Origin of the sequence: Acinetobacter sp. V89_4 (assembly GCF_029967875.1) — a bacterium.
In the GTDB taxonomy this organism is placed as follows: domain Bacteria; phylum Pseudomonadota; class Gammaproteobacteria; order Pseudomonadales; family Moraxellaceae; genus Acinetobacter; species Acinetobacter oleivorans.
Window position 1 is genome coordinate 224,773 of sequence record NZ_JASCAI010000030.1, and the last position, 24,543, is coordinate 249,315.

A 24,543-nucleotide genomic window follows, 5' to 3' on the forward strand; every position below is an offset into this window, starting at 1 on the left:
AGACTTGACATGTTACATCTCAACCCAGCTCATCTTGTCGATTCAAATATGTGTAATCAAGGTGTATTGTCTGCAGCTGCCTCTGGATTAAGCGAGTTTATTCGTCAAAAAGGTGCAGATGTTGATCGCGTTTTAGGTATTAGTGGTATTAATCCTGAACTTTTAATTAGCCCAACGTTGAGCTTACAACTCCCCAATTATTGCAAGGTGCTAGAACAGGCGGCGCTGGTTTCTGGTTGTGATAATTTTGGCCTGCATTATGGTCAACAGTTTCAACCGAAATCATTAGGGCTCATTGGGTACATTGGTCTTTGTTCAAATACATTAGAGTCTGCACTCATGAACATGACCAATAACTTTTATTTGCATCAGAAAGATACGCTTAATCGAATGGTCGATTTAGGAGATAGCTGGCGCATAGATTATCAGGTTCAACACGGCGCGATTTTAACTCGCCGCCAAGATGCAGAACTGACCATGGGCATGTTTATGAACGTGATTCGTGAAGTAATGGGCCCTCATTATTCACCACGCGCGATTCACTTTGAGCATACTCGACCTGAATTTTGGCAAGAACACAGCAAACTATTTAACGCGCCTGTTTATTTTGATCAACCTTTTAACTCCATCATCATTTCAAAAAAAGACGTCCAGCATACTATGCCGGGGCGTGATTCTATTTTATTAACAGTGATTTTAGATACGCTGCTGTTACTCAATCGCTCTTCTCAAAGTCAAAGTCTTGCAGATCAAGTTCGCTCTCACATCCAACTTGAACTGAATGAAGGTGAACCAAACCTTGAAAAAATCGCTCATGATATTGGTTTAACGAGTTGCACCCTTACCCGCCGTTTAAAAAATGAAGGACTCACCTTTACCCATTTAGTCGATCAGGTTCGTTGTGAATTGGCCGAGCACTATATTAAGCAGAAAAATATTCCAATTTCAGAAATGGCATTCCTGCTAGGTTACTCAGAAGTAAGTGCTCTATCTCGTGCATTTAAACGCTGGTTTGGTGTTACACCACGTCAATTAAGACACTAAAACATTGCAAATACAGGCCTTGAATAAAGGCCTTTTTATTATTTAAGCAATTTGAGATAACGTCTAAAGACACATAAAATAATTGAACAACAAAATACCCCTCAAATTAGATTTAACATCCAACTTGAAGGGTATTTTTTTATATTTAAAGTGACTTACTTTAATTTTGTTAATGCTTGATCCAAAGCACCAACTAACCAATCGATATCTTTTATTTGGAAAGCCAAAGGTGGGCGCAGTTTTAATACATTGCCATAAGGACCTGCAACTGAGGTTAAAACTCGATGAGTGTTTCTGAGTTCTTCAATAAGGTTCAAAGCCAATGCTTTATTTGGTTCTTTTGTCGCTCTATCTTTAACTAGTTCAAACCCTATGAACAGACCAGCGCCACGGACATCGCCAACCATCTCATGTTTGTCCATAAGTTTAGTGAGTTCTTTGAGAAGTAGCCCTCCCACATATTTACTATGGGTTTGCAATTCTTCTTCCTGAATGACTTTAAGTACAGCCTGTGCCGCCGCCATAGAAACAGGATTACCACCAAAGGTATTAAAATATGGAATTTTATCGCTAAAAGCAGCGAGGACTTCACTCTTGGCTAAAAGCCCTGACACTGGGACTCCGTTACCCATTGGCTTACCTGTGGTAATGATATCAGGCACAACATTGTGACGACCAAAGCCCCAGAAAGAATCGCCAGTGCGCGCAAAACCTGGTTGTACTTCGTCAGCAATAAAGATACCGCCATTTGCATGGACGACATCAACCGCTTTTTGTAAGAACCCAACAGGATTAGGCATCACACCATCAGAAGAAAATATTGAGTCCGCTAAAAAACCTGCAAACTTAATACCTTTTGCATTCATATCATCAATTTGCTGTTGAATTTGCTGCGCGAACCATGTGCCCAAATCATCAGTTTGAATTCGATAATAATCAGGTGCCGGAACTAGACGAGTTGTCGCATCTAAAGGCTGCTCAGTTCCAAGCGCTGGAGAGCATCCTGAGGTTAAACTACTGGTTCCATGATACGACTCTTGAGACACAATAATTCCTGTACCGCCGCTATATTCACGGGCAATACGAATCGCTAAATCATTCGCTTCTGAGCCAGTACACATATACATGGCACGGTCAATTTCATCGGGAGTGGTTTGTAAGAGTTCTTCGGTATAATCCAAAATATTTTCATGTAAATAACGGGTATGCGTATTGAGCATTTTCATTTGCTCATTTACCGCTTCAATCACCGCAGGATGACAATGACCAATACTGGCAACATTGTTGTAAACATCTAGATATTGATGACCTGCTGCATCCCATAAATATTGTCCCTGTCCTTTTACCAGATGCACGGGATTACGATAAAACAAGCGATAGGATTCACCTAAAATTTTATTTCTTTTATCGGTCAGTTTGCGGGTAGCATGGTCCAGCTCAGCAGCATGTTCTGGACGAAAGCTATTGGTATCCATAATGGTTGAACGCGTACCCATGAATGACTCCTCTATTTATATTCAGCATACTTTTGTGCGAGACGATGACTGACGTAGGCAACTCATACGCTGATTCGAAATATTTCAGTATTTGATTGAAGTTACGCAAACCATATTGCTTAAGTATCTTTAAAAAAACTTGACCTCAGACCACTTAAGCCACGATTTGAAGTCAACTCTCAAAACTCATCCAATAGCTATTTTAGAATTAAGGCTTATGCTTTCCCCCAAATAAGCCGAAATGTCTAAAGGAAGACATTAGAAATCATATTCCAGTAGCTTTCTCTGTCGTCTGCTCCATCTGAGCTTAAATACTGAATAATTGCGCCTTCAATCATATATAAAAATAGTTTTGCATCCTGAAAAGTCGCATCGGTTTTTAGTTTTATAAGCTGGCTATAAATTTCATTGATGAGCCAAGTTCTATATTTAATTGCGACTTGATAGGCTTTTGCATAAGTCAGTTTTATTTCAAAAATGGCTTTAAATAGTAAATAGTACAGCCCCTCTAAGTCGGTGTGTAAAAGATAAAGCTCCTTGAGTTTATCTTTCATGCTTGTGCCTTGGTCGTATTCAGCAATTGAAACCACTTTTTCTTTCAAACGCTCTTTTTGCACGATTAAACAGATTTCAATAAACCGCTCTTTCGAGTGAAAGTAGTTATAAAAAGTCGCTTTTGGAATTTGGCACTCTTTCACAATTTTGTCGACCCCAACGGTATGAAACCCGTAATGGTGAAACAAATAAATAGACGTATTAATGACTTGTATGGCACGTGTTGGGAGAACTAACTTTGGCATCGTTTTACCGTTATAAAAATTCTTGTTGTTTCTAAATGAGATAAAAAGCCTGTGCCCTTTCTGGGAGAAAAAAAGGCACAGCGAAGCCGTAAAGACTGTGCTTGGCACATCTCAAGTTTTGTTGTTGCTAAGTTTTAAGTAAAAAAGACTTTAAGCCTGAAAACCTTAGGGCGTTCAAGCTGCTTTAATTTTTAAGCTGTGTCGTTATAGCTTTTGGCATCGAAAGCCAAGAAATAATGGATGTGCAAAGCCAACTCCTTTTTATTGGGAGTTCTGCCGACATGAATAGAATTATGGTGGCAGAACGAGCAAGGGTTAGCAGACTGATAGTAAGAATCAGCACACCCGAAGGTGTCCCTCACTCGCCCTACCGCAACGAGCGAGGGACGATTGATATACATGAGACTACTCCTCAGAAGGAATAATCTGATGCTCTTACTATGCGGTCTGCTAAAACCGACTGGCAATGTAGGCCAGCAGGCAAAGAATAGTGCTCTGTCCTATTGCAGTCAAGCACACAAAATGCCATTTGCTTTAAATTAAATCATTAAAAAAGTAAGGCTAAATAATGAGGGAGTTATTGTTAAGTGGGGGTTGTAGAGAGAGGATTTTCTAGGCTTAATGCGATGCTAATTATGTAAGCCAATATTACAATTAAATGTATTCTTAACTACCCAAACAATTAAAAATAAAATAAACCTATATTTTTATAAGTATTTTCTTTTTTTTATTTTTAAGATTTAGTAAATTAATAAAAATAAAATTACTTTTATTTAATTGATTAATACAAATTTTAATAGTTGAAAATTTACAGGAAGTGCCATGAAATTAAAAAAGATTACTATCCAAAATTTTAGAAGATTAGAAAATGTAACAATAGATATTGAAGATAAAGAAACTATTTTTGTTGGTCCAAACAATAGTGGAAAAACATCTGCAACTGCAATTTTTAAGTGTTTTCTAGGAGGTACTGATTTCAAAATTTATGATATTTCAGCTAGTAGAGTTGCTGATTTCGAATCTTTTTTACACAGTAATGATCCTTCTTTATTACCAGAAATTATACTTGACCTTTGGTTTTCAATAGACCCCAACACAATTGCTTTTGGGCGAGTTTTTACCCTACTACCCCATCTTTCTGACTTTTCTGAAGTTGGATTAAGGATGTCTTATACAATTGAAAACCCCATTAAATTAAGAGAGGACTATGAAGCAGCCTACCCTATTGAACAAACTGGTAATCGGGCGAAATCATTGTTTCAATTTTTAGCAATTGATAAAAAATTAAATCATTATTTTTCTACAAACTATTATTCATTAGAAAAAGACGAAAATGAGAATAGTGAAACTGCTACACTTTTAGATCGTAATGATGCAAAAAAATTAGTTAGTCAGTTAATAAAAGTTGAATTTGTAGATGCTCAAAGGAATATCAATGATGATGACAGCAACCGCAGCAATCGTCTTTCAACTGCATTTGCATCTTTTTATAAGAAAAATCTTGAACAATCAAATTATGCTGCTGAAGCACATGAGGTTATCAATAATAATAATAAACAATTAACTGCTCATTATGAAACTCAATTTTCGCCTTTAATGACCTTAATTAAAGGCTTAGGTATTCCATCAGTTAATGATAGAGAACTTCGAATTATCTCTTCATTAAGCCCCGAATCTGCTCTACGAGGTAATACAGAACTTATATATGTTGATCCAAACCAAGGCCATGATTTACCTGAACTTTATAATGGATTAGGTTTTAAGAATCTAATATATATGGCGATTCAAGCAAGACATTTCCACTCCCAATGGTTAATAACACCTGTAAATCGGCCTTTATGTTTACTTATTTTTATTGAAGAACCAGAAGTACACCTTCATGCTCAAGTTCAGCAATCATTTATAGCTAACATATGGAACGTAATTAATGAATCTATTGAATCACCAGATCAAGCACATTTAGTGCCTCAAATAGTTGTAACCACTCATTCATCGCATATTATTGATGCAATTGATTTTGAAAAAGTCCGGTACTTCCAACGATCTTATACAACGAGACAAACAAACCAAACAGGCATTCAAAATGTTTCTAATGTGATGAGTTTAAGATCATTCCAACCTCAAATTATTACACCAGAAGAAGGAGTCCAAATTTCTCCAGAGGAATCTATAGCGTTCCTTAAAAAATATTTGCGACTAACCCATTGCGATTTATTCTTTTCAGATGCTGCAATTTTAATAGAAGGTGCGGCTGAAAAGCTTCTTTTACCATCGATTATTGAGTCTTCTGCCCATAGATTAAAATCCACATATTTAACAATACTTGAAGTCGGAGGCGCTTATGCTCATCGATTTGAAGGACTACTAGGTTTTTTAAAGATACCTTATCTCGTCATAACTGATATTGATTCTATAAAACCAGATGGACGCTCAGCCTGTCGTGCCAATATCGAAGGTGCTAGAACATCAAATGCATCTTTAAAACATTTTTATGGAATTAAAACAATTGCAGAGTTAATGGCAATTTTACCTGATAACAAGATACATAAAGAAAGAGATAGATGTGTAACTTTCCAAACAGAAATTTTAGTTAATCACAATAATAATCAAAAAAATATGCTTCCTCGTACTTTAGAAGAAGCTATTGCATATGAAAATTTTGAGTTACTTCATTCCGGTGGATTGTCAATTGGAATTGATATTCCAGACTGTCTTGATTCAGCATATGATCAAATTTATAAACGGATTTGTAGCGATAGTTTCAAAAAAACAGATTTTGCTATGGATCTATTAGCTCGTAGCCCTGTTTGGATACCACCAAAGTATATAGTTGAGGGTTTATTGTGGCTTGAAACTAGACTCTGCGGGCCAACACAAATTTTAGAAATAGAACAAAATACAGTTACGTTGGCCGAGGTTGAACAAGCATGATAACTAGAATTGAAACTACAGCCGATAATGAAATTAAAGCTTGTTTGGCCCACCAACAGAATTTTGCTCTAATCGCTGGTGCAGGTTCAGGAAAAACTAGTTCTCTAGTAGATGCATTAAAACAAATACGTGAGAATGAGGGTAAAAACCTACGTCAAAACGGACAGTCTATTGCATGCATTACTTATACAAAACGAGCGGTAGAAGTAATCAAGTCACGTTTAGGTTTTGATGATCTTTACACTATATCGACCTTACATAGCTTTTTATGGAATCTCATAAAAACTTTTCAATCTGATATACGTAAGATACTTAAAGAAGTTTATTTACCTATATTAATAGCAAAAAATAAGTCAAAAGATAATGGTGGTGACAGCCAAACGGCTATAAAAGCCAGAGCAAAAGCTTATCAACTTGAATTAGAATTATCAAAAATTGATACAGTTAAAAACTTTAATTATTCTGATAATCAGTTCAGCGACTATAGTAAAGGCCAATTAAGCCACGATGATATTATTGAAACCTCAATTATTCTTTTAAAACAAAATCAGACTTTCAGGAAAATATTAGGACTTAGATTTCCATATATTTTTATAGATGAAGCCCAAGATACCTATTTAGGTATTATTGAAGGTCTTAATTTGGTATGTGCCGAAGATGGTGTGCCAATAGTTGGGTATTTTGGTGATCCATGGCAACAAATTTATGATGATAGTGCAGGAAATTTCTCCCCTCCAGCCAATGGTAAAAACATTAAAAAAACTGAAAATTTCCGCAGTTCAAAAAGTGTTATTCGCCTTTTAAACTCTTTTCGTAAAGATGTTTCTCAATATCCAGCTGGGAAAAATAAAGAAATAGAAGGAAGCGTGATCTTTCGATTAATCCAAACTGAAACTCCTGAAATGCCAAGAAAAAAATATTCTGAGGATCAAATTTCCCGAGCTTTATTAAAGATGGATAGTGCTCTCGAAGAATGGGGTTGGAGTAATCAAAATGATGTGATTAAATTATTTCTAGTAAGGCAAATGATTGCAAGAAGGATGGGATTTTCCGAACTAAATAAATTGTTTAATGGACCTTTTTCTTCATCTCGATCTGAAGATGCGTTTGAAGCTGGTGAGCACTTTGCATTAAAACCCATAATTTCAACAATTTACCCTTTAATTACTGCTAAAAATAATCACAATTACCGTGATGTAATCGATATCCTTAGAAATAACAGCCCTGCATTTTCTATTGATGGTTTAAATGCATCACGAAGTTTAAAAGTAATGATTGATCACTCTAATTCATTAATTTTAGAATTAGAAAACCATTGGAACTCTTCTAATATAAAACAAGTTCTAGAATTCTGTGTCTCAGAAAAAATCATTAATATTTCTGAAAGGCTAATGGAACATTTGGAACGACCACCTAGAACAGAAATATATGATGAAGAAATTCATGAGCAAGAAAAAGAAGACTGGCTGCTGGATCAATTATTTCAAATGAATACAAATGAAATAGGTGCATATGCAACTTTTATTGCTAAAAATTCATCTTATAGTACTCAGCATGGGGTTAAAGGTGAGGAATACCCTAAAGTTTTGGTAGTCTATGACGATATTGAAGCAAGTTGGAATAATTACAATTTTGGAAAATTATTAACACCGACTGTCTCAGGCATCCCTACATCAGGTCAACAAGCTAGGGGTGAAAAACTAGCATATGTAGCATTTTCTAGAGCTATAGAAGACTTAAGAGTTATTTTTTTCACACCTAATCCTGAAAAGGCGAAAAATGAACTTATTTCAAGAGGTCTGCTGTCAGAAGAACAAATTCAGCTTGCCTAGACTGATTTAAATCAAAAACCTATATTTCAAAAATTCCCTTTTAAATCTTTTTCAATGATTTTATAAGGGAGTTTTTAAAGGTTTTTAATAACATCTTTTTCATTCAAGACCTAAACCGATTAGTGTAAGCTTTTCAAAATATTATGAATATGTATAAGCCATATAGTTGCTGTATAAACCTCTAATCTGGCTCTACCCCAAATAACTACCTGTTACGGTGCAAGCCTATAACATGTAGATGTAAACAAAGCGACTCTATTATTCAAACCGTCTGTTATCAAAACTTCATAATGCGCGAATTTTTTACTACTTCCAACCTTAGTTGCCGTTGCAAATAACACCTTATCTTTCGCACCGCTCATATAGCGAATATCAGCCTGTAAGCCTGTATATGGCGCATCTCCTGCATTACAAGCCATCGCAAAAGCAATATCAGCTAAAGAAAATATGACACCACCATGCACACCGCCCAATGCATTCATGTGTTCGTCTTTCACATTAAGCTGACAACGCGCTTCATCAAAACTGCGATGCAGCACTTGTACACCCAATAGCTCTGCGAATTGATCAACTGCAGTGGTTTCATTTTTTTGCACAAACGTCTCCCTACTCGTGCGAGTATTCCTTAAGTGTTATGAATCCATTATTGAAATCGACTGATTAAAAGCCCTTAAACACTATCTTGTTTAATCTGATAGTTTGAAGAACTAAAGTCCTTATAAGTCAGGCGGTCATCCAACTCGGAGCTTAAAGGCTGAACTTCTTGCATGGAGTTTAAGCATCGCTGTGCAAGCTCAATGTATTCTTGCGTGCCTCTGGTTTTCCATTTTTTTTCTTGTTCTGATAAATCACGTGCAACCTTGGCTGGACTACCCATTACCAATACATTTGCCGGAATAATATCTTTGGTTTTGACCAGACTATTTGCGCCAATAATAGTGTTTTCACCAATTTCGGCATAGTCCAAAATTACGCTGTTCATGCCAACCAAAACATTTTTTCCAATGCGGCAACCATGCAAAATTGCCCCATGCCCAATGTGACCCATTTCTTCAACTAAAGTCACGCTTTGCGGAAAACCATGTACGGTGCAGCTATCTTGTATATTGGCATTTTGCTTAATATGAATACGACCAAAATCGGCACGCAATGAGGCAAATGGCCCTACATATACGCCCGCTTCAATAATCACATCACCAATTAAAACAGCGGTTGGGTGTACAAAAGCCTCTGGGCTAACGACTGGAATAACACCGTCAATACTATAACAAGGCATGATTTAACCTCTCATTTGTCGCCACCAAACCTCCGAAACGGCGCCAATAATGTGCTGTGGCATTTGGCATTGGTCCTTCTGCTGTTGCGGCAACAGACAAGAAGTATTCATCCGCAGGTTCAAATACTTTTTTATAAATATTCATTGATAACGTTCGTGCACTAATCGCGGGCCAGTCAGTTGGCAACAACTCAAGCGGTAATGCAGGGTCTTTCAATAAAATCCGTCGATAATAATGAATCAGCAAAGTTCGAATTTGAAAGGCCTGAACAGGTTCGAGTTGTTCGTTTTCCTGCATCAGCAACACGCCAATTTCTCTAAAAATATCGAGAAACTGTAAATATCTTTGGCGTAATTCATCGATTGGCCAGTTGGTTCTGAGCATACGGCCAATGGTATCGACCGAGTTATTAAAGAGCTGCAATGTTTCGGCTTTAAACACCACCACTTGCTCACTCATATTTAAGTCAACTAACAAGCGTTGCAGTTCAATACGGTTACAACCCGGATAAGCCATTAAGTTTGTCGAAATATTGGCAAATCCTAACCATTCGAGTTCTTTCTTTAGCAACGCTTTATTTTCAGTGTCGAGGCTAGACATCAGAATAAGATCCCAATAATGATCCCACTCTTTCATCTGGTCGTTATAAATGCGTTGCTCAGCCTGCAAATAAGTCGAACGGCTCGAATCGGTAATTCGATAGAAACTGGTTCTGCCGATTTTGTCTGAACATAACCAATCATTTTTAACTAAACGAAAAACAGAGGTTCTTACAGCACGGTCATTAAAACCAAACAGCTCTAATAACTGAATCAGGCTTGCAAGACTAATGTTTCCACCTCGATGAAGTACTGAATCTCCAAAAATTGTCGAAATAAGCGAAGTTCCACTTAAGGTTTCATTCTTTACAACAGAATCAATTATTTGCTGTATTTTTGCACTCATACTCATGTCTTGGCGTTTAGTTTCAGGGTATAGATTCTATACCCTGAATGATCTTGATGTTAAGCAATCTGACGCATATCGATTACCCGCTTTGCCTTACCTTCCGAACGAGGTAAGGTCGCTTCTGTAACAACTTCTACAGTAACGCTAATCCCAATCATGGTTTTAATGCGTTTCATCAACTCCTGAGCAAGTTGATTGGCCTGTATAGTACAGTTATGACACATCTCTGTACGAATATGCAAAGTATCCATATGTCCTTTTTTAGTCACCAAAATTTCATAATTTGGAACTAAATGCGGAACTTGCAAAATTTGCTCTTCGATCTGGGTCGGGAAAACATTCACACCGCGAATAATCAGCATGTCGTCACTTCGGCCCACAATTTTATCCATCTTACGCATCGCCAGATTTTCTCCAGCGAGTAAACGGGTTAAATCACGGGTACGGTAACGAATAATTGGTAAGCCTTCTTTGGTAATGGTTGTAAATACTAACTCGCCAAGTTCGCCATCTTTACAGACTTCACCCGTTTCAGGGTTAATAATTTCTGGATAGAAATGATCTTCCCAAATGGTTAATCCCTCGCCCTCACCTAAGCACTGCATCGCAACACCCGGCCCCATCACCTCAGACAAACCATAAATATCGAGTGCTTTAATATTGAGGCGTTCTTCGATTTCACGGCGCAGTTCGTTGGTCCATGGCTCGGCACCAAAAATACCGACTTTTAAAGACGTATTACGTGCAGTACCAAATTGTTGTTCCAGCTTTTCAATAATGCTGACGCAATACGATGGCGTAACCATAATTGCAGTAGGTTTAAAATCTTGAATGAGCTGAACTTGCTTTTCAGTTTGCCCGCCAGACATTGGAATGACCGTTGCACCTAAACGCTCGGCGCCATAATGTGCGCCTAGACCACCTGTAAAGAGTCCGTAGCCATAAGCAACCTGAACCATATCTTTGGCAGTTAAACCTGCCATGCGTAAGCAACGCGCAACAATGTCCGACCACGTATTAATATCTTTTTGGGTATAACCCACCACGGTCGGTTTACCTGTTGTGCCTGATGATGCATGCAAACGCACAATCTGTTCTTGCGGTACAGCAAACATTCCAAACGGATAGTTGTCTCTTAAATCCTGTTTGGTGGTAAAAGGAAACTTCGCCAGATCGTCTAAAGTCACGAAGTCATCAGGATGTACGCCTGCTTCATCGAACTTTTTCTTATACACCGGACTATTTTCATATACAAAAGTCAGGGTTTGTTTTAACCGTTTAGTTTGCAGCTCTCTAAGCTCTGCAAGTGTTAATTGTTCAACATTATCCGTTGTAAGGCTGTCCATCGCCTATCTCCTCATTATGTAATTTTTAAAACCGTCTGAATTAATTTAAATTTTCCAAAATCAGTGCGACGCCTTGTCCAACACCCACACACATCGTGCAAAGTGCATAGCGTCCACCTCGTTTTTTTAGCTCACGTGTTGCAGTAATCACTAAGCGTGTACCACTCATACCGAGTGGATGCCCTAACGCAATCGCACCACCATTTGGGTTAACGCGTTGATCGTCATCTTTTAAACCAAGTTCACGCATACAAGCTAAAGATTGGGCTGCGAATGCTTCATTTAGTTCAATCACATCCATCTGATCTAGCGTTAAACCTGTCTGCTTTAAAATTTTCTGCACAGCCGGAACAGGACCTATACCCATATATTTGGGTTCAACCCCTGCACTTGCAATGCCAATCACTCGTGCTAAAGGTTTTAAACCATGTGTATCTGCAAATTCACGGTTGGTAATTAACACACACGCTGCACCATCATTTACACCAGAAGCATTTCCGGCAGTCACCGAACCGCCTTCTTTTCTAAAAGGTGCTTTTAGTTTTGCGAGTGCTTCAAGTGTCGTTTCACGCGGATGTTCATCGCGGTTCACCACAACCACATTTTTCTTACGATCTACAATCTCGACAGGCAAAATCTCATCATTAAAGAAACCGTTTTGCTGTGCAGCAGCCGTTTTTTGTTGGCTACGCAATGCAAACGCATCTTGGTCTTCACGACTAATCTGATATTTTTCAGCTACATTTTCGGCAGTTTCCGGCATGCTGTCGGTGCCGTATTGTGCTTTAAGTTGCTTATTTACAAAGCGCCAGCCAATCGTTGTGTCATAAATTTCAGGTGTACGGCTAAACGCTTCAGTTGGTTTAGCTTGTACAAATGGCGCACGGCTCATTGACTCAACACCACCTGCCAACACAAACTGCGCTTCACCTGCTTTAATTGAGCGTGCAGCAAGTCCCACCGCATCTAAACCCGATGCACATAAACGATTGACAGTCATGGCTGGTACTGTATCAGGTAAGCCTGCCAAGAGTGTTGCCATACGTGCAACGTTACGGTTGTCTTCACCTGCTTGGTTGGCACATCCTAAAAACACTTCGTCTACCGTATTCCACGGTAGGTTCGGGTGTTTATCTTTTAAATATTTGATTGGCAATGCAGCTAAATCATCTGCACGCACAGCACTTAGGGCACCTGCATATCGTCCAATTGGGGTACGAATAAAATCGCAAATTAAAACGTCTTCCATGTTGACTCCTGATTATGCAAATTCGGTCATATCACGTGAATATTGAGTAGCAATGTTTTGAGTTTTCGCTACATATTGCTTGAGGTAGATACTCGCGCGATATTTTTCCTCTCCATACAGTGCATATAAATTATTTAAGGTTTGGAGCACATAAGCACCACCCATTTGTGTCAACCACTGGTAAGGGCCTTTAGGATAATTCACTCCATATTTCATGGCATTATCAATATCTTCCAGACTTGCGACACCGTGTAGGCTTGCTTCGCAGGCTTCATTAATGAGTAAAGCGATGGTGCGTAAGGTTAACAGTGCCGGATGGTCTTTAATCCACATCACGCTCATACCAAACTGTGCAAAGTAAGCTTCAACTTTAGCGAGGTCACTTGCTTCACAAAGTTCGTTATGACTGAGTACTAAAGCTTGCGCCTGTTCAAAATCATGGTGCCAATCCATTAAAACCACTTTACGGCTTAGGTAATGAATATTGGCTGACTCACCTTGGCTTAAACGTAAGTCGATATCATCAATTTGAAGAATATTGTCGTCGTTCGCAGATCCGCTTTTTAAACCTAAACGCGTTAAAAAAGTAGGCAGCTGAGACCAAGTCCCTTTGAGCTGAATATGGGCATCGACTGGCTTGGCAACCACAGCTTTTGGCTGAAATGTCTCGTACTGATTTTTCTCGTTATAGCAATAAAAACCTTGTTTTGACTTACGGCCCCAAGCTCCAGCATCGACTAATTCTTTTTGAATTAGGCTTGGACGGTAGCGCGGCTCATAAAAGAACTCTTGATAAACACTTTGGGTCACTGAAAAATTAACATCTTGCCCAATGAGGTCTGTGAGTTCACACGGCCCCATCGCAAAACCGCCGCATTGCTTTAAGGCATAATCTAGCTGGTCGTAGCTGGTGACTTGTTCTTGCAGTGCTCTAAAGCCTTCTGCATAAAACGGACGTGCAATTCGGTTAACAATAAAACCGGGAGTCGACTTGGTGAGTACCGGAATTTTTTTCCAGCCCAACATCAAGTTTTTTAGAGCCAAACATAAGCTGTTTGGGGTTTTTAAGCCTTGTACAATTTCAACCAGTTTCATCACTGGCGCAGGGTTAAAAAAGTGTAATCCCACTACGCGCTTAGGGTGAGCAATGCCAGCCGAAATTGCAGTTACTGAAATTGAAGATGTATTACTTGCAAAAATAGTTTGCGAACTACAAATTTCAGCAAGTTGTTTAAATAAAGATTGTTTAACTTCTTTTTTCTCAACGACTGCTTCAATAACCAAGTCAGCATCACTTAAAGCTTCAACTCGATTAACTACAGTTAAACGCGCTAAAGCTTCATCAGCTTGCTGCTGTGTGAGCTTGCTCTTTTCAACCAGCTTTTTAAAAGTCTGCTCTAAGCCGTGAACGGCTTGTTGCGCTTTTTGAGCGTCCAGATCATATAAAATGGTCGAGTGCCCGTTGACGATCGCTAACTGGGCAATACCGATGCCCATAGTGCCAGAACCAATAACGGCAATTCGGGCACGAGATAAATCTAAATCTGTCATGCTTAGCGCCCTTTAAAATTTGGTTCACGTTTATTCATAAAGGCTTGTACCCCTTCACGATAATCTTCTGAACGACCCGCAATACGTTGTAAATCTCGCTCTAACAGCATTTGCTCATCAAAGGTGTTGTTGCTTGATTGATGAATGGCTTTTTTAATAAGAGATAGACCAAATGTAGGTCGTTTCGCTAAACGTTCAGCGAGTTCAGTCACTTTTGTTTTAAGCTCAGCGTCTTCAACCACATCCCAAATCATGCCCCATTCTTTTGCGGTTTCTGCTGGGAGCTTGTCACCTAACAAAGTTAAACCCATCGCACGCGCATGGCCTACAGCACGTGGCAAAAACCATGTACCAGCCGAGTCTGGAACCAAACCTAAGCGACAAAATGCTTGTACAAAGTTTGCCGATTTAGCTGCAATCACCAAATCACACGCCAGTGCAATATTTGCCCCTGCACCTGCTGCCACACCATTTACGGCGCAAATCACAGGCTTTGGCATATTTACAATCGTTTTAATGAGCGGGTTATAGTAAGTTTCAATGGAATATCCTAAATCTGGAGCTTCAGCATTTGGGTCTACTACACGGTCACCTAAATCTTGCCCTGCACAGAAGCCGCGGCCTTCACCACTAATCACAACACAGCGAACATCGGGATTTTTAGTCCACTGGTTTAAAACCTCAGCCACTTCACGGTGCATGTCAACGTTAAAGCTATTCAGCGCTTTTGGGCGGTTAAATGTCAGGTAGCCAACACCATTTTTTTCTTCAGCAATAATATTTTGATAGTCCATCACTCACCCCTAAACACTGGCTTTCTTTTCTCAAAGAAAGCATTAATCCCTTCGTTTCGATCTTTTGTAGCCGCCAGCCAGACAAAGTTTTGACGTTCAAACTTGAGTCCCTGACTTAAAGTCGTTTCATGAATACTTTTAATTGATTGTTTAATCACGCGAATCGCTAAAGGCGCTTGTTTGGCAATTTTGGTTGCAAGTTGAACCGCATATTCAACGGTTAATTCGGTCGGAACCACTTGACTGCAAATGCCATGTTGCTCCGCCTGTTTTGCCGAAATCATCTCACCTGTCATGGCCCAGCGCATCGTGAGTTGTTGTCCAACCAAGCGAGCCAAACGCTGTGTTCCGCCTGCACCCGGCAACATACCCAAGGTAATTTCAGGTAAAGCAAAACGGGCATTTTCACCGCAAATTACCATATCCGAATGTAAAACCAGCTCAAACCCAGCGCCTAAGGCATAGCCATTGACTGCGCTAATCAGTGGTTTACTAAACGCATCAATTTTTTGCCAAAGCTTCGGACGAATATCGAGTTGCAAAGACACGGCGTCCATTGCAGCCAACTCGCTAAGATCTGCTCCAGCAGCAAAACATTGTGAGTTACCTGTTAAAACCACTGCTTTGACTTGGGCATTGTGCTCAACTTCTTCGAGCAATTCGCACAAACACTGCAATGTTGCATTGTTTAAAGCATTTCTTTTTTCTGGACGGTTTAAGGTTAATAACAAAACACCGTCAGTTGCTATGCTGGCTTTGATTAACTCTTGCATGACAGCCTCTACTCATCAAAACTCAAACGAACATTTGAGCCTTTCGGTAAGGTTTGACAGCTAAGTACATAGCCCTTTTCAACTTCATCTTTTTCAAGACTATAGTTAAGGAACATATCGACTTCACCAGAAACAACTTTACAACGACAAGTCGCACATACCCCACCTTTACAGGCATACGGTAAGTCAGCACCCGCACGTAAAGCCGCATCAAGAATACTTTCATCATCTTGAGCCACAGAAACAATCAGTTCACGGCCATCTAAAATGATGTTTACTTTTTCTTCTTTACGATTTGCATCAGCTTCAGCGCTACGTTTACGAGCCTGCCCCGTATGGAAACGTTCGGTGTGGATTTTTTCTTTTGCAATACCATAGCTTGGCAACGTGCTTTCTACGGCATTCATCATTTCGTCTGGACCACAGGCAAACACATGATCAAAACTCGTTTCAAGCACATCAAAATCAAAAAGTTGTTTTAGCTTTTCTTCATCAATACGACCATTCATCAGTTCACTGTCATTGAACTCACGAGAAAAAATATTGATGAGCTGAAAACGTTCTTTAAACTGATCTTTCAAATCCATAATTTGCTCGGCAAACATGGTTTGTTTCCATGAGCGATTGCCATAGAGCAACGTAAATTTCGCTTCAGGTTGTTCAAATAAAACTTGCTTAACAATCGATAAAATTGGGGTAATACCACTGCCCGCAGCAACGCCTAAATAGTTTTGTCCGCCTATCTTGGCTGCTTTTTGAAAAAACACACCTTGTGGTGGCATCACTTCAAGCACATCGCCCACTTTCAAATGGTCATTTGCCCAATTTGAAAATTGACCCTGATCAATTTTTTTAACCGCAATACTGATGTCTTCTTTTGCTGCATAGCTACAAATTGAATAACAACGACGGATTTCACCAGCTTCAGTTAAGTGGCGAATGGTTAAGTGTTGACCCGGTTGAAATTGAAATTGTTCTTGTTGTTCAGGTACAACGTCAAATGCAATACAAATTGCCTGATCGGTTTGAGGCGTAATACTTTTTACTTTTAATGGTACAAATTGGCTCATGGCTGATTTCCTTATCTAAAGACTTAAATACATTTGAAGTAATCAAAAGGCTCAAGACAGTCCTGACATTTATAAAGTGCTTTACAGGCAGTAGAACTAAACTCTGTTAACAGTCGGGTATGTCGGCTTTTACAACGTGGGCACTCAACACCATCTTTTAAGTGAACGTGAGTTCCACATTGATGCGCCAACCCTTCAGGTGGTGCAATGCCATAGACTTGCAGTTTCTTTTTACCCGCTTCAGACATCCAGTCCGTGGTCCATGCTTCTGACAAATCGACCATGACTTTGACTGGTGTCAAAGCTTCTGCGGTAAAGGCTTCAGCAATTTGTGCTTTCAACATATCTGTTGCTGGACAACCGCTATATGTCGGAGTTAAACGAACAATAATTTCTTGTTGATCGTTAATCTCTACACCGCGAATCATGCCTAAATCCACAACCGATAAAACCGGAATTTCAGGGTCACTTACCGTTTGTAGAACATCCCAACATTGGTCGATGCAATGACGAATCATCTGCATGGCTCACCTCCTTGTCTTACCAGGTCATGCCCGGATAAGTTCTTTGAATACTTTGCATTTCAGCCAACAAATAACCTAAATGCTCGGTATGCAATCCTTGTTTTGCACCACGGCGATAAGCACCGTTCACAGCAACGTTTAATTCAAAGCGCTTAAGCTCAGCTGCAATGGTTTGGTTCCATTGTTCTTTTTCATTTGAAAAATCTGGAATTACGCCTTGTGCCACTAATGCTTGTTCATCTGCATTGAGTTCAAATAACTCAGCGGTAAAGCGCCATAAATTATTTAAACCGTCTTGCACACGTTGATGCGCTTCATCTGTGCTTAAACTTAAACGTTCCATCCAGCTTGTCGAAAAGCGGATGTGATACTTCACTTCTTTTAAAGATTTGACAGCAAGCGCACTTAATTCGGGAAGTGAGCTTTGCGCTAAAGCCGTAAATAAATGAAGATGGTAATGGTCCATCAACCACTGGCGTACAATCGTTTGTGCAAAATCACCATTGGGTTGTTCGCACAACAATAGGTTTAAAAATTCACGCTCAGTACGGAAATACGCAAGCTGGTCTTCATCACGCTTAGCTTCATCGTATTGACCAGCCAAAGTCAGAAAGTTTCTTGCCTGACCCAACAAGTCCAAACCGATATTTGCTAAGGCAATATCAATTTCAAGCTCAGGTGCATGCCCGCACCATTCAGCCAAACGCTGAGATAAAACCAGTTGACTGTCGCCAATATGTAATAAGAATTTAGATAAAACTGAATGATTCATGTGTCATCTCCCTTACATGTGCTCAATGCCATCTGGGATATGGTAAAAAGTCGGATGACGATAAACTTTGTCTAAAGAAGGATCGAAAAATTCTGCTTTTTCATCTGGCTGTGATGACTTAATCAGTTCAGAACGAACCACCCAAATGCTAATTCCTTCATTACGACGTGTATAAACATCACGAGCATGTTGCAATGCGATTTCATCATCAGGTGCTCTTAAGCTGCCTACGTGACGGTGGCTTAAACCTTGTTTACTACGTACAAATACTTCGTAGAGCGACCAGTTGTTTTTATCTTCCATTTTGATTTCCTCAAATTTTTCCATAAATCTTGTTAAGCCACTTTGTTCGCTTCAAGCTGCTGTTTTTTCGCGTAGACCACTGCTGCATCACGAACCCATTTACCGTTTTCCCATGCTTTACGGCGTGCTTCGATACGCTCGTGATTACATGGTCCACGTCCGGCAATCACTTCATTAAATTCGTGCCAGTCGATCTCGCCAAACTCGTAGTGGCCTGTTTCTTCATTCAGTTTTAAATCTGGGTCTGGAACTTCCAAACCTAGCTGTAAAATTTGCGGCACCGTGTTATCAACAAACTTTTGACGTAATTCATCGTTACTAAAGCGTTTGATTTTCCATGCCATGCTTTGTGCGCTGTTTGGAGAGTGCTCATCACTTGGACCAAACATCATGAGTGCTGGCCACCAGTAGCGATTTACCGCATCTTGTGCCATCTGTTTTTGTTCTGGTGTACCACCTGCTAAAGCCATCATGGCTTCAAAACCTTGGCGTTGGTGGAAACTTTCTTCTTTACAAATACGTACCATTGCACGTGCATATGGTCCGTAAGACGTACGGCAAAGCGCAACTTGGTTCACAATGGCTGCCCCATCGACAAGCCAACCAATTGCAGCGACATCTGCCCAAGTCAAAGTTGGATAGTTAAAAATTGATGAGTATTTCATTTTCCCATCAATTAATTTTTCCATCATGTCATCACGGTCAGCACCTAAAGTTTCTGCGGCGCTATACAAATACAAACCATGACCTGCTTCATCTTGTACTTTCGCGAGCAAAACCGCTTTACGTTTTAAAGTCGGCGCACGAGTAATCCAGTTTCCTTCAGGCAACATACCTACAATTTCAGAATGGCCATGTTGCCCAATTTGACGAATCAATGTTTTGCGGTAGGCATCGGGCATTTGATCCTTAGCCTCGATCGTAATTTCATTGGCAATATTTTGTTCAAATTTCTGGTAGTTGTTTTCCATTCTTTCATTCCCTGTAGGCATCACCCTTAAATCTATTTTTCGATACACTAAAAACAAAGTCAATCACTTTTTTAGTATCAAATTAAATTACCAACAGTAAAACACATCAAATTATTGAAATTATTAAATTTAAGCCAATTGTAAAAAACCTTTTTACTTTTACAAATCAAAATAAAGTTGACTTTTAGACAAATTAATCTGAAATTATGAATCATATTTTTGCAATTTTTATAATTGACGTATCACATAAAAAAAGGAGTTTGGTCATGCTTGAACAAGCACACCTAGAAGGAACCTCAACTGACACAGATTTTCAGCAGTCTGAGCATCAACAGTCTCATCTTGCTTCTTATGTCTATGGAACATGGCATTCGACGAGTGAAGAACTACGTCCTGTTTATCATGCCATTACAGGTGAATCGATTTATGCCGTAAGTAGTCATGGCATTGATATGAAACGTGTTGTTCAATATGCCAAACAAAATGGTTCAGAACTGGCTAACTGGACGTTTCACCAACGTGCGAATGCATTAAAACAAATTGCCCAACATTTACTTGAGCGTAAAGAAGAGTTCTACAAACTTGCTTATGCAACAGGTGCAACTCGTAAAGATGCATGGATTGATATTGAAGGTGGTATCCAGACATTATTTGCTTATTCAAGTTTGGTTCGTCGTGAACTTAATGATGAAAAAATTATTACTGAAGACAGCTGGATTCAACTCTCTAAAAATGGAACTTTTGGCGCTAAACACATCTTAAGTCCTAAAGCGGGTGTTGCCGTTCACATTAATGCTTTTAACTTCCCAATTTGGGGAATGCTTGAAAAAATTGCACCGACGCTACTTGCAGGTGTGCCATGTATTGTTAAACCAGCAACCGATGGCTCTCAATTAACTCAAGCTGTTGTAAAAGCGATTGAAGAAGCACACGTATTACCAAAAGGTTCGCTACAACTGATTTGCGGTCAAACGTATGATTTGTTCGATCACTTAGGCCCACAAGACTGTGTTACGTTTACGGGTTCTGCTTATACAGGTCAAAAACTACGTAACCACCCTAACCTGAATAAATATTCGATTCCATTTAGCATGGAAGCCGACTCGGTAAACAGCGCAATTTTAAGCCCTGAGGCAAATGAAGAAACTGTCGATTTATTTGTGCGTGAAGTCTTCCGTGAAATGACCACCAAAGCAGGCCAAAAATGTACAGCAATCCGTCGTGCATTCGTTCCTTCAAGTTTGTTAGCTACTGTACAAGAGAAACTAACTGCCAAACTTGCTAAAGTTGTAGTGGGTGACCCTCAAAAAGAAGAAACCACCATGGGTGCTTTAGCGAGCATTAAACAAAAACATGACGTTGCAGAAAAAGTTGCCGAGCTCAGCAAAGACGCAAAGATTGTTTTTGGTGGCAACGATAGCTTTAAATTTAATGCAGATCATCCTGAAAAAGGTGCTTTTTTCGCTCCAACTTTATTGGTGTGCGAACAGCCTTTGCAAGCGACGAATGTTCATACCACAGAAGCTTTCGGTCCGGTATGTACCCTCATGTCATATCAAAACATTGAAGAACTAGCTGACCTTGTTTCACGTGGTGAAGGTAGCTTAGTAGCTTCAGTCGTCAAAAATAACGATGAGAACATTGAACAGATTATTCAAAAAATTGCGCCTTGGCATGGCCGTGTGCATGTACTCGATGCAGAATCGGCAAAAGAAAGTACAGGACATGGTTCTCCACTTCCGCATTTAGTACATGGCGGTCCTGGTCGTGCAGGTGGCGGTGAAGAATTAGGTGGTATTCGCGCCGTTAAACACTATATGCAACGTACTGCAATTCAAGGTTCTCCAAATAGCTTGACCCAAATTACCCACTCGTGGACTGCTGGCTCGAAAGTTAACGAAGACCGTGTACATCCATTTAAAAAGTCTTTTGATGAGTTAGTGATTGGTGAACGTTTATTAACGGCGCGTCGCACCGTAAGTGAAGCAGATATTGTTAACTTTGCTGGTTTAAGCGGTGACTACTTCTACGCGCATACCGACAAAATTGCAGCTGCCGAGTCTTTCTTTGGTGAGCGTGTTGCACATGGATATTTCATTGTGTCTGCCGCAGCAGGTCTATTTGTAGATGCAGCACAAGGTCCTGTGATTGCCAATTACGGTATGGACAACTTACGCTTTGTTGAACCAGTTAAAATTGGTGACTCAATCCAAGTTGAACTCACCTGTAAACAAAAAACACCTAAACCACAAAAAGACCCATCTCAGCCTGCGCATGGCGTTGTGGTATGGGATATTAAAGTCAAAAACCAACGCGGTGAACTTGTCGCAACCTACGACATTTTAACTTTAGTTGCTCGTGATTTATAAATAGAACTCAAACTGATGGATAGCTAATATCCATCAGTTTTTTATCTAACATTAGTCGTTGTCCTTTTAATGGATCGAAAAATAGCGACTTTAGAATTGTCTCAGATGAAAACGTTTAGCCAGTTTCTTTTTCAGAATAATAACGAGAATTGGGAACCCTGCTGCGAAAATTGCACATATCACCAGTAACTTGTTTACATTTTGTGGTGCCATGCCATGAACAGGTAATAAAAAAGCAGACAGAAAGAATGCGATGGTTGTAACCAGATACATGATTGAGGTCTGTAATGAAGAAAATCCAGCTCGTTGTCTATCATCAGGAAACTGAATCGAAACCACCGACGATGTCACCAAACGACTGTAAGATGCACCGAGAAATAAACTAATAAATAACGTCGCATGCTGATAGCCTAAAATTAGTATCAGCAAACTCAGTATAAAGACGATCGTTGAAGCTGTAGCCATCATTAAAGCAGAAAAACGGGAGGTTAACACCCCTGTGATTTTTGTAGACAGATAACCTATCACGCCCCCGCTAAAGAAGAGCCAAGGCAGTAGATCTTGAGAAGCACCCAACTGTTGTATCATTAAGGGTGCCAAAATAGGAATAACCAGCATAGGACTAAACTGTACAAGTGCATTACTGGAAGCGAACAGTAAAGTGTCCCTATCAAGAGGCAGCTTAGGGAACGTATCTAAAGAAACTGGGTCTTGGGGTATGATGGATACAATCAATGGCAGTGCCAATACACATAAGGCACTTATGAGCCACAAAGCCACATGCCAGTCATAATGTGTGCACAAAAATAATATCGTGGGCATTCCGACAATACTTACTATCGAAAATGACCCGATCACCGTCGCCAACATTTTTCCGCGTAAGTTAGGCGGTGCGTTGTTTATTAATATACTTATACCCACACCCATTGTCGTACCACCAACCAACCCTGCACAAAATCGTAGTGCAAGCAGAAGACTAAAACTGGATATGCAGGTAGTCAAAAGTGTTAGTAGACCCAACAACGCCATATTGGCAATTAAAAAATCTTTCTTATTGAAATGATCAATCCAGTAAAAGGCAATAACTCCAGAAATGACAGCACCTAGTGTGTACATGCCGGACACATAGCCTGAGAATGATACTGGTACTGCGAAATCTGTTGCCATAAAAACAAATACAGGGTTGAACACCATATATTCCAATGCATTGGTGAACTGGACAAAAGCAATTACAAGGGCTATTCGCATGAGAGCTTTATGATTAAATATCTGCATGACTGGGAGCATAGCAAGCAACCTATGGATGAAAGATATCCGAGTTTAGCTGCTATCAATAATGTTTATTATATGGTAGAAATGGTACTTATTATTATCAAATATGGGATAATTGATGCGTCCTGCTCTGGATTTTAATACCCTGAAAGTGTTCATTGCGGTGGTTGAAAGAGAAAGTTTTGTTGGAGCATCGAAAATCCTTGAAATGCCGACATCAAACGTGAGTCGCTGTATTTCTCAGTTAGAAGAAAAACTGGATCTTCAGCTCATTGAGCGTAGCACCCGACATATGAAAATCACTCAGGCGGGGCAGCTACTCTACACCCGAGCGAAACCATTACTGGAGGCGCTTGAGCAAACTGAGACAGAATTAACGTCGCGGCAAATGCAACTCAAAGGCCCATTGCGAATCTGTATTCCCAATGAAATAGGTCCTGCATTGCTGGGTTCTATTATTGCCGATTTCGCCTGTCAGTACCCAGACCTTGAAATCAGCTGTATTACCAATTTGTCAGGTTTAGAATCTCTGCGAGATGATCTGGATTTAGCTATCATTATTACCCGTGGTCAGATGGATAACAGTGACTACATCGCTCGTCATCTGGTGACTATCCCTTGCACCATTGTTGCAGCCCCATCCCTCATTCAGCGTTACGGCACCCCAACTGATATCCAGCAATTTGAAGAATTACCCTGTATTACAACAGTAAGTGCACTTAAAGGTGCTCCTTGGCAATTTGTCAATAAAAAGGGGGAATTCGAGACCATCAAGGTTAAAGGACATTATCGGGTAAACAGTGGAGAGATGGCTGGACAAGCTGCGATATCAGGTGTCGGTTTCGCAATTCTATCCAAGCAAGCTTGCCAACCCTACATTAGCGATGGACGTTTAATCGAGATTGAGTTTGAACAAGCGGTAGCGCCATTGCAATTATTCGCGCTTTATTCAAATCGTCGTTACTTACCCGCTAAAACAAGAGCACTTATTGATTTTATGCAGCAGAAATTGAGTGATAGTTCGAGCTGATAAGGTCACTTTCTTTTTGCTGTTTATTTCCTCACTCATTTTAGGAATCCTTTTTGCCAATCAGTCTCAATTTGTTAAGATGGCAACCGTGAGAAATTAAGTTAAGCTCTCACACACTGTTGACTCAATTTTGACATAAAAAAGTACACTAAAAGGTATACTTTTTTCTTAGATTAAGTCCAATTCATACA

General features: G+C 39.7%; 21 protein-coding genes. 5 read left to right on the plus strand and 16 right to left on the minus strand.

Annotated features, from left to right (window positions below; genetic code table 11):
• Positions 1 to 9 precede the first annotated feature (9 nt).
• Positions 10 to 1,044, plus strand: a complete 1,035-nt coding sequence (locus tag QLG01_RS18475; protein WP_282497181.1) for an AraC family transcriptional regulator — start codon at positions 10 to 12, stop codon at positions 1,042 to 1,044.
• 155 nt (positions 1,045 to 1,199) lie between these two features.
• On the opposite strand, the gene QLG01_RS18480 is transcribed toward QLG01_RS18475, so the two are convergent.
• Together QLG01_RS18480 and QLG01_RS18485 are read right to left on the minus strand one after the other, a co-directional pair.
• Positions 1,200 to 2,540 (minus strand): aspartate aminotransferase family protein, encoded by a 1,341-nt coding sequence (locus QLG01_RS18480; RefSeq protein WP_002157177.1) that lies wholly within the window; start codon positions 2,538 to 2,540, stop codon positions 1,200 to 1,202.
• Positions 2,541 to 2,785: 245 nt separating this feature from the next.
• Positions 2,786 to 3,340, minus strand: a complete 555-nt coding sequence (locus QLG01_RS18485; RefSeq protein ID WP_282497135.1) for a TetR/AcrR family transcriptional regulator — start codon at positions 3,338 to 3,340, stop codon at positions 2,786 to 2,788.
• Between the two features lie 822 nt (positions 3,341 to 4,162).
• On the opposite strand from QLG01_RS18485, the gene QLG01_RS18490 reads away from it, so the two are divergent.
• Both QLG01_RS18490 and QLG01_RS18495 read left to right on the plus strand, forming a co-directional pair.
• Positions 4,163 to 6,271, plus strand: a complete 2,109-nt coding sequence (locus QLG01_RS18490) for an ATP-dependent endonuclease (RefSeq protein ID WP_282497136.1) — start codon at positions 4,163 to 4,165, stop codon at positions 6,269 to 6,271.
• Positions 6,268 to 8,103, plus strand: coding sequence for a UvrD-helicase domain-containing protein (locus QLG01_RS18495; RefSeq protein WP_282497137.1), 1,836 nt, complete (start codon positions 6,268 to 6,270; stop codon positions 8,101 to 8,103). Before QLG01_RS18490 ends, QLG01_RS18495 begins: the two co-directional genes overlap by 4 nt.
• 212 nt (positions 8,104 to 8,315) lie before the next feature.
• Here the strand turns inward: QLG01_RS18495 and QLG01_RS18500 are convergent, their stop codons facing one another.
• The 13 genes from QLG01_RS18500 to paaA all read right to left on the minus strand — a co-directional run bounded on the left by QLG01_RS18500 (position 8,316) and on the right by paaA (position 19,681).
• Positions 8,316 to 8,699, minus strand: a complete 384-nt coding sequence (locus tag QLG01_RS18500; protein ID WP_045435781.1) for a PaaI family thioesterase — start codon at positions 8,697 to 8,699, stop codon at positions 8,316 to 8,318.
• 74 nt (positions 8,700 to 8,773) lie between these two features.
• Positions 8,774 to 9,379, minus strand: coding sequence for a DapH/DapD/GlmU-related protein (locus tag QLG01_RS18505; RefSeq protein ID WP_282497138.1), 606 nt, complete (start codon positions 9,377 to 9,379; stop codon positions 8,774 to 8,776).
• Positions 9,366 to 10,331, minus strand: coding sequence for a phenylacetic acid degradation operon negative regulatory protein PaaX (gene paaX / locus QLG01_RS18510; protein ID WP_000062822.1), 966 nt, complete (start codon positions 10,329 to 10,331; stop codon positions 9,366 to 9,368). The genes QLG01_RS18505 and paaX overlap by 14 nt, the downstream gene beginning before the upstream one ends.
• A 53-nt stretch (positions 10,332 to 10,384) precedes the next feature.
• Positions 10,385 to 11,674 carry a phenylacetate--CoA ligase PaaK gene (paaK, locus tag QLG01_RS18515; protein ID WP_017481515.1) on the minus strand — a complete coding sequence of 430 codons (1,290 nt, stop codon included), beginning with the start codon at positions 11,672 to 11,674 and terminating at the stop codon, positions 10,385 to 10,387.
• A 40-nt stretch (positions 11,675 to 11,714) separates the two neighbouring features.
• On the minus strand, positions 11,715 to 12,923 hold the full coding sequence (pcaF, locus tag QLG01_RS18520; protein ID WP_282497139.1) for a 3-oxoadipyl-CoA thiolase: 1,209 nt from the start codon (positions 12,921 to 12,923) through the stop codon (positions 11,715 to 11,717).
• Between the two features lie 12 nt (positions 12,924 to 12,935).
• Complete coding sequence (locus QLG01_RS18525) at positions 12,936 to 14,474, minus strand: 3-hydroxyacyl-CoA dehydrogenase (RefSeq protein ID WP_282497140.1); 1,539 nt, start codon at positions 14,472 to 14,474, stop codon at positions 12,936 to 12,938.
• Between the two features lie 2 nt (positions 14,475 to 14,476).
• Positions 14,477 to 15,268, minus strand: a complete 792-nt coding sequence (gene paaG / locus QLG01_RS18530) for a 2-(1,2-epoxy-1,2-dihydrophenyl)acetyl-CoA isomerase PaaG (RefSeq protein WP_282497141.1) — start codon at positions 15,266 to 15,268, stop codon at positions 14,477 to 14,479.
• Complete coding sequence (locus QLG01_RS18535) at positions 15,268 to 16,041, minus strand: enoyl-CoA hydratase-related protein (protein WP_282497142.1); 774 nt, start codon at positions 16,039 to 16,041, stop codon at positions 15,268 to 15,270. Before QLG01_RS18535 ends, paaG begins: the two co-directional genes overlap by 1 nt.
• A gap of 8 nt (positions 16,042 to 16,049) precedes the next feature.
• Positions 16,050 to 17,111 (minus strand): 1,2-phenylacetyl-CoA epoxidase subunit PaaE, encoded by a 1,062-nt coding sequence (paaE, locus tag QLG01_RS18540; protein ID WP_282497143.1) that lies wholly within the window; start codon positions 17,109 to 17,111, stop codon positions 16,050 to 16,052.
• A 23-nt stretch (positions 17,112 to 17,134) separates the two neighbouring features.
• The gene (paaD, locus tag QLG01_RS18545; RefSeq protein WP_078224502.1) at positions 17,135 to 17,635 is read right to left on the minus strand and encodes a 1,2-phenylacetyl-CoA epoxidase subunit PaaD; all 501 of its coding nucleotides are present in this window, start codon (positions 17,633 to 17,635) and stop codon (positions 17,135 to 17,137) included.
• A gap of 16 nt (positions 17,636 to 17,651) precedes the next feature.
• Positions 17,652 to 18,407, minus strand: coding sequence for a 1,2-phenylacetyl-CoA epoxidase subunit PaaC (paaC, locus tag QLG01_RS18550; RefSeq protein ID WP_151827738.1), 756 nt, complete (start codon positions 18,405 to 18,407; stop codon positions 17,652 to 17,654).
• Positions 18,408 to 18,419: 12 nt separating this feature from the next.
• A complete protein-coding gene (paaB, locus tag QLG01_RS18555; protein ID WP_000389648.1) occupies positions 18,420 to 18,710 on the minus strand; it encodes a 1,2-phenylacetyl-CoA epoxidase subunit PaaB in 291 nt (96 codons plus the stop codon).
• 32 nt (positions 18,711 to 18,742) lie between these two features.
• The gene (gene paaA / locus QLG01_RS18560; protein ID WP_004793398.1) at positions 18,743 to 19,681 is read right to left on the minus strand and encodes a 1,2-phenylacetyl-CoA epoxidase subunit PaaA; all 939 of its coding nucleotides are present in this window, start codon (positions 19,679 to 19,681) and stop codon (positions 18,743 to 18,745) included.
• A gap of 266 nt (positions 19,682 to 19,947) precedes the next feature.
• Here paaA and paaZ point away from each other — a divergent pair, with 266 nt between their 5' ends.
• Positions 19,948 to 22,050, plus strand: a complete 2,103-nt coding sequence (gene paaZ, locus QLG01_RS18565; RefSeq protein WP_282497144.1) for a phenylacetic acid degradation bifunctional protein PaaZ — start codon at positions 19,948 to 19,950, stop codon at positions 22,048 to 22,050.
• Between the two features lie 90 nt (positions 22,051 to 22,140).
• On the opposite strand, the gene QLG01_RS18570 is transcribed toward paaZ, so the two are convergent.
• A complete protein-coding gene (locus QLG01_RS18570) occupies positions 22,141 to 23,337 on the minus strand; it encodes an MFS transporter (protein ID WP_282497145.1) in 1,197 nt (398 codons plus the stop codon).
• 103 nt (positions 23,338 to 23,440) lie between these two features.
• On the opposite strand from QLG01_RS18570, the gene QLG01_RS18575 reads away from it, so the two are divergent.
• Positions 23,441 to 24,352 (plus strand): LysR family transcriptional regulator, encoded by a 912-nt coding sequence (locus tag QLG01_RS18575; protein WP_282497146.1) that lies wholly within the window; start codon positions 23,441 to 23,443, stop codon positions 24,350 to 24,352.
• Positions 24,353 to 24,543 lie beyond the last annotated feature (191 nt).